The 6,397-nt window shown below is 37.8% G+C and carries 4 protein-coding genes and 1 pseudogene; all 5 read right to left on the reverse strand.

Annotated elements, in window-relative coordinates; translation table 11 throughout:
• Window positions 1-121: 121 nt before the first annotated feature.
• Window positions 122-1,312: a glycosyltransferase gene (locus tag H6F32_RS17685; RefSeq protein ID WP_190370613.1), complete on the reverse strand. Its 1,191-nt coding sequence runs from the start codon at window positions 1,310-1,312 to the stop codon at window positions 122-124.
• Window positions 1,309-3,150 (reverse strand): asparagine synthase (glutamine-hydrolyzing), encoded by a 1,842-nt coding sequence (asnB, locus tag H6F32_RS17690; protein WP_190370614.1) that lies wholly within the window; start codon window positions 3,148-3,150, stop codon window positions 1,309-1,311. Before asnB ends, H6F32_RS17685 begins: the two co-directional genes overlap by 4 nt.
• 49 nt (window positions 3,151-3,199) lie before the next feature.
• Window positions 3,200-3,523, reverse strand: a pseudogene (locus H6F32_RS17695) (Uma2 family endonuclease); the annotation flags it as partial.
• Between the two features lie 149 nt (window positions 3,524-3,672).
• The gene (locus tag H6F32_RS17700) at window positions 3,673-4,854 is read right to left on the reverse strand and encodes a glycosyltransferase (protein ID WP_190370615.1); all 1,182 of its coding nucleotides are present in this window, start codon (window positions 4,852-4,854) and stop codon (window positions 3,673-3,675) included.
• Between the two features lie 5 nt (window positions 4,855-4,859).
• Window positions 4,860-6,239 (reverse strand): hypothetical protein, encoded by a 1,380-nt coding sequence (locus H6F32_RS17705; protein WP_190370616.1) that lies wholly within the window; start codon window positions 6,237-6,239, stop codon window positions 4,860-4,862.
• Window positions 6,240-6,397 lie beyond the last annotated feature (158 nt).

Genomic DNA, 6,397 nt, shown 5'->3' on the forward strand with positions numbered 1-6,397 from the left:
GCACCTAAGTATTGTTTACTCTATTATAGTATTATAGCTGCGATAGCGAAGCGCTGCCTAGGAATCGCCCTATGGCTCCAAATTCTTTTTTCAATAGTCGACAAACCAGAGCGATCGCTTTTTAAGCTGTACTGCATTTAATGGCGTGAATGATATTTTCATAAACAGATATCATTCTTGAAGCAATATGATCCCATGTATAATTTTCCAGGATAAATTGACGAGCGCGATCGCCCATTTTTTTAGATTCTTGAGGATGATTTAAGAAGTTTTCAATTGTAGCTGCGATCGCATGAATATTAAGTTCTGTAACATATCCCAGATGTTGTTGCTGGACTATATCACTAAGAGCTACACCAGAGGTAACAATAACAGGAACACCAGCAGCTAGGGATTCTAGAACTGATATACCAAAGTTTTCCGAATAGGAAGTTAAGGCAAATATATCTGCTCCTTGCATTAATAAATCCTTGATTTCACCCTTGACAAATCCGGCAAACTGTGTCTTTTCTTCAATTCCATGAGTTTTCACTAAAGTTTTGACCTCAGTTTCATAATCTGAATCACCACTACCTGCGACAATGAATGTGAAGCGGTAATCAGATAACTTACCTAATGCTGGAATTAAGTAATCTAAACCTTTTTTAGGATGTAAACGAGATAAAAATAAGATAATTGGTTCATCTATGGGTAAATTAAAATGTTGTCGTAGACCTTGATAAGCATAAGGAATTGTATCGGGAATCGCAAGTCCGTGAGGGATAATAAAATTTGGACAGGTTAAATTTAATAGTGCAGCTTCTTGTTGTTCTGCAACAGAGGTAAAATGAATTGATTGACTGTGATTAAGATTAGCTTTTTCGATAATTTTGAGATATATTTGCTTTTTTCTAGCACTTTGCTGTAAAGACCATGTACATAATTGTCCTAGAGGACGAACAATATAGGGAATTTTTTGACAGCGGGCGATCGCCATTGCTATTGTAGAACTATAAGAAAAAATAGCATGAATATGTAACAAGTCATAATTACCGATATTTTGCCATAACCATATCGTTAATTCTCTGGAAAAAGCAAATTCTCTCAAAGCGTGAATAGAAGGAGAAAACCGAGGAAAGAACTGCACAGGAACTTGTTGGTAATTTATAAATTTTCCTAGAGGTACGTCTAATATATCTTCTCCATTATCATTAGTGGTAACAATTTCTGCATCAGCGTCATTTTTTCTTAAAGCTTTGACCAGTTGTAAAATTGCTTGACTCGGACCGCCGCGAACAGTTGCGACCGAGGGAATAACATGAAGAACTTTCATGAGTTAATCTGCTCCCACCAATGCTTTAATATTGCTAAACTCCAACGACGATACCAAGGATTTAGGGGTATATTGAGTGGGATATTTAGGTTTTGATGGACATTATCAAAATCATCACTAAATTCAGTTTTCATCCAACTTTCAAAGGGAAAAGAAAAGCCTTTTTTCGGTCTATTTATTACCCAATCAGGTATTTCTGTAATTGCTTGTGTTAAAAGTTTTTTCCCCTGTGCTAAACGAATATTACTAGGAATTGGTGCAACAGCTTCTAATAAAATTTTATCCACAAAGGGAACACGCAATTCTAAACCCCAATTCATGCTCATGATATCACTATCTCGCAGTAATTGATTACGCATATAGCCACTTAATTCTAAAAAGCTGACTTCATCTTCTGGGGTAGAACCCGACCCTAACCCTCCCCTTAGTAAAGGGAGGGAAATAGATTCCGATTTCCCTCCTTTATCAGGGGGTAATATCGGGGTACTTGTTGATAATTGATTAATAATCATACAAGCTTCTTGATGAGAAAAAATACCGCGAAAAGTATTATAAGCGGAAGCAAAAGTAGGAGGCTGTTTTAAAAAGTCACCCAATCGTTTTGTTTTTGGTGAATTTCCCCAACGTTCTAATCCTATACCCAAACCCGTACCCAGGAAAGGTAATATATTTAGTTTTTTAGCCCATTTTACCATTTGGGGAACTTTTTTAAAAGACTGATATCCACCAAATATTTCATCCCCTCCTAAACCTGATAATACTACCTTCATGCCATTTTCATGGGCAACTTTAGAGACACAAAATGTATTAAAGCCATCAATACTCGGTTGATCAATTGCTGTGAGGAAATCGCGTAATATGCTCTTAGCAAAGGATGATGTAACTTGATATTCTGTGTGTTTTGCACCAAAATGATTAGCGATTTTTTGAGCTAATTCTCCTTCATTAAATTCTGATTCAGCAAAAGCTATGGAATAGGTAGATAATTGTGATTGTTGGGTTTGGGTTGCTAATGCCAGAATGGTTGTAGAGTCAATACCACCACTGAGGAAAATTCCCACAGGTACATCACTAATAAAATGATGTTCAATGGAATCTAATAAAGCTTTACGGACTATTTCTTGCGCTTCTGGAGGAGAAATTGCTTCAGGAGTAAAATTTATTTGCCAATATTGTTTTTTGGTAGTATTTCCATTTTGCCAATATAGCCAATTACCAGCGGGTAAACAATGAATGTCAGCGATTAGGGTATATGGTTCGGGAACTGAACCGGTTGTTAAATAACCATATAATCCTTCCACACTCATATTAATTGCAGGTAACCCAGATGCCAAAACTGCTCTGAGTTCGGAAGCAAATACTAAAGTTGTACCTAATTGGTAATAATAAAGTGGTTTAATTCCTAAAGGGTCACGAGCTAAAAAACAAGTTTTTTCTAAATCATCCCAAATGGCAAAGGCAAACATTCCTCGTAAATGTTGGACACAATCAGAACCGATTCTTTGATAGAGTTTGAGAATTACTTCTGTATCTGTTTGAGAATGAAATTTTTCACCTTGGGAAATGAGATTTTCTCGCAGTTCTTGAAAGTTGTAAATTTCTCCATTAAATGTAATATGATAGCGGTTGTCAGTGGTGGACATAGGTTGATGTCCAGCAGGGCTAAGATCAAGTATAGAAAGTCTAGTGTGAGCTAAAGCTACTTGTTTGTCAGTTGAAATATAAATACCTGCATCATCTGGTCCACGATGTTGCAATGCAGTTTGCATCTTTTCGATTTTTGCTTCTAAATTTCCATCGTTGGTATTTAGTTTGATAATACCCGCAATTCCGCACATATTTTTTCTTGTATGTAAATATTATAAATTGGTAAATTGGTATAAAACTTAAAAACCAATCTGGTCTTTTATACCATGCAAAATGGCGCACATCATAATATAATTTTAATCCGTACCAATCAACATTTCCTCCTTGGGATAAACAGGAGATTGACAGCTTTCCCCCAATAATTGCAGTTGAAAGTCATGAAATTCCTCTGGCAACCCTGGCTCCTCTGGATTTTCACTAAGTAAATCATACATCGTGGGCAATGTTTCCCAGGGTGGAGGCGGATGAATTGTGGAGTCTAATTCTTCTTCATTGACATCCTCACTGGGTAAATCATACATGGGTGGCATGGTTTTTTTGCGGATGCGCTTCGCTTTGATACATGATTCATTATCTCCTGTGTTTCATCGCCCCTACCAAAATTACAGCACATTCTATCTACATCAGGTACACTATGAACAGAGCACGATGCCTGTATTACAAGGGTTTTATTATTAACATTTGTACCTAATAATAACGGAAACTACTCTATATCAGACCGTATGCCTTGGTTTACAGCTTTCATAATCCTGCAAATACCCAGATAAACTTTTCTGAAACTGCTCAAAACCAAAGGTGTCAATGACTGACTGACGTAGAGATTGGGGTTGATACATTAATGAATTAGGATATGTACTTTGGAGAATCTGGGTAATAGTTTGAGCAATTTCATCCAGATCATCAGGGTTAACCAGTGCGCCCAGTTTACCATGACAAAGAGCGTCAATTGCTGCATCTTGATTACTGCCGAGTACGGGTTTACCACAGGCTAATGCTTCTAAATAAACTATACCAAAACCTTCGCCTTTACTGGGCATGGCAAAAAGATCACAAAGATTATAGTAATCAGAAAGTTCAGCGTCGGGAACAAACCCAGCCAGAGTGACACAGGTTTCTAATTTTAATTCCGTAATTAATTGGTCAATTCTTGATTTATCATCTCCCTTACCAACAATGATGTAATGAACATCGGGAATCATGGAACGAATTTTTGGTATTGCGCGAATAATTTGGTCGTAGCCTTTATACTGTTCTGATGCCGATAGTCTACCTACTGTTAAAATTATCGGTTGTTCTGGTTTAAGTTGATATCTGTCTAATAAATAGGTCGGTTTTGGTGCGGGTTTAAATTTAGAACTATCAAATGTGTTGTAGAGTATGGAGACTTTTTCCGGGTCCAGGTTTTGTTCTCTGATGAGGCGATCGCGTGTGTAACCGCTAACTGCTAAAATGCGATCGGCATGATGTAATCCCTTTTGTAATTTAGGGTTGTCAATGTTCCAAGCATCTACACCATGAGCAATTGTCCAATAAGGAATGCCCCTAAGTTGTTTTAATTGATTAGCTACTGGGGTAAAATTCAAGTGAGTAGAGATGATTAAATCAGGACTTTGTAAAATTCCCCGTCCAAATAGTTCAGCCGCAAAGGCAGGAGTTCTCAGTGAGAATGGAATTGTTCCAGTGCAATGGAATTTAGTTGAGGCTACAGTGGTAAAATCAGGAGAAGGTTTTTTATCATGCTTAATAAATACCCGATAGTCAGAATTAGGGGAGATATTTTGGATAGCTTGGCGGAAAAAAGCCGAGTAGGTTTGGATTCCACCAGTAAATTCAAATAAGTTGGGAAACCAGAGGTGGAAACGATGTTTTAGTTCAAGGCAACTTTGATTTTTCATTGATGTTAATTATTAAGTTGAGTTGCCCCAATTTTAACTTTTTTTAACTTTGAAGATTTTCTCAGGACAAATCTTCTAATGAGAATCATTAACACTGCTGAAGCCGCAAAAGAAGCTGTAACTTCCGCTAATGCACCCCCAGGTTGGAGCATGGATAATCCTGGTAAAAACCAAGAAGCAAACCCTAACCAATTGCCAGATAATAATTTATAAGCTGCCGTGATATCAACAATTCTGATCATTACCCCAAAAACCATAAAGCCGATAAAAACACCTATAGATCCGAAATTGATATAAAATTCTAGGACTTGCCCCACACCCACACTAGTACTATCCCCAAATTTTTGTCCTGTATATAAAGTAACAATATTTCCGCTGCCACCAAAGCTAGGTTTATCAGGCCATAGAATTCGAGGAATAGGAGCGATTGCTGCTTGTAACAACGTTTCACCTAAAGCATAAGTTCCTTGTCCACGATTAATGTACTCAATAGATTTGCCAACAAGTGCATTTTGATTTAGCCTGATGTCAATGGCTTCTAAGTGTGATTGATTAGTAAAATCAATGATTTCAAAGTTGCTAAAGGTATTAATCGTGCGTTCATATTTTGCTTCTAAACCCTCTCCCCCCCATACTGTGGCTCTAATTTCTCCTCTATCTCTGAGATAGGTAACAAATACAGATAGTCCTAAAACGAACACCAAAAATCCGGTGATTAAAATATGCCAACGGGGACGATAAAAAGTGGATATAAAAATGAGGATAACTAAGGTAGCCGCAGCACCATAACCAATAAAACCGAGGAGGTTAATGGTAATTAGGGGGATACTGCAACTGACAGCCAGCCAAAAGAAAAAAGCTTTTTTATCTTGCTGATGCCATGCTTTCCAACAAGCCAAACATAATGATACCACAAATAGGTATACTCCTGATGTACTAAAACCCTGAAAACCGGGAATACTACCAATAGTAGGAACGATAATCAGCATGAAAAAGAACCCTACTTGTAGCAACTGTTTGGGTATTTGCAAATCAGGGTTTTGGGGAACTTGTCTGAGCCAACTTGGTTTAAATGTGCGTAGTATCCAGTAAGCTAAGATGGTGCTACCTAAACCAAAGCCCATGACACCATAGACGCTTTCGATGAAACCGCTGGAAACTTGAGCATAGGAAACCCCTGATTGCTGCAAGTATGCATTTTTGGCGTTATACCAAGGTAAAGCGTAAATAAGTCCCCCGAAAAAATGAATCATTGACAGGGATAATAGGTAAGCAAGGGGTAAACCAACGCTGGGAACTTTGCGACTCCACTGGTCGCGGACTACGGAGGCACATATTGCTACCCAAATCACCAACCAGATAATTAACTCAGAGCGATTTTCCATAAAGTTAGTTTTAAAGTTGGTTTTGTCCTTGCTGATACTTTTAACCGAGACATTCCCTGACATCTGAGATATCGTGAATGTCCAGTACAACATTACCAACTGAGTTGATAAAGGTGGTATCCCACATTGCCTTGAGGAAAATCCCCAAAGCTCCATTA

This window comes from Anabaena sp. FACHB-1237 (assembly GCF_014696225.1).
GTDB lineage: Bacteria > Cyanobacteriota > Cyanobacteriia > Cyanobacteriales > Nostocaceae > FACHB-1237.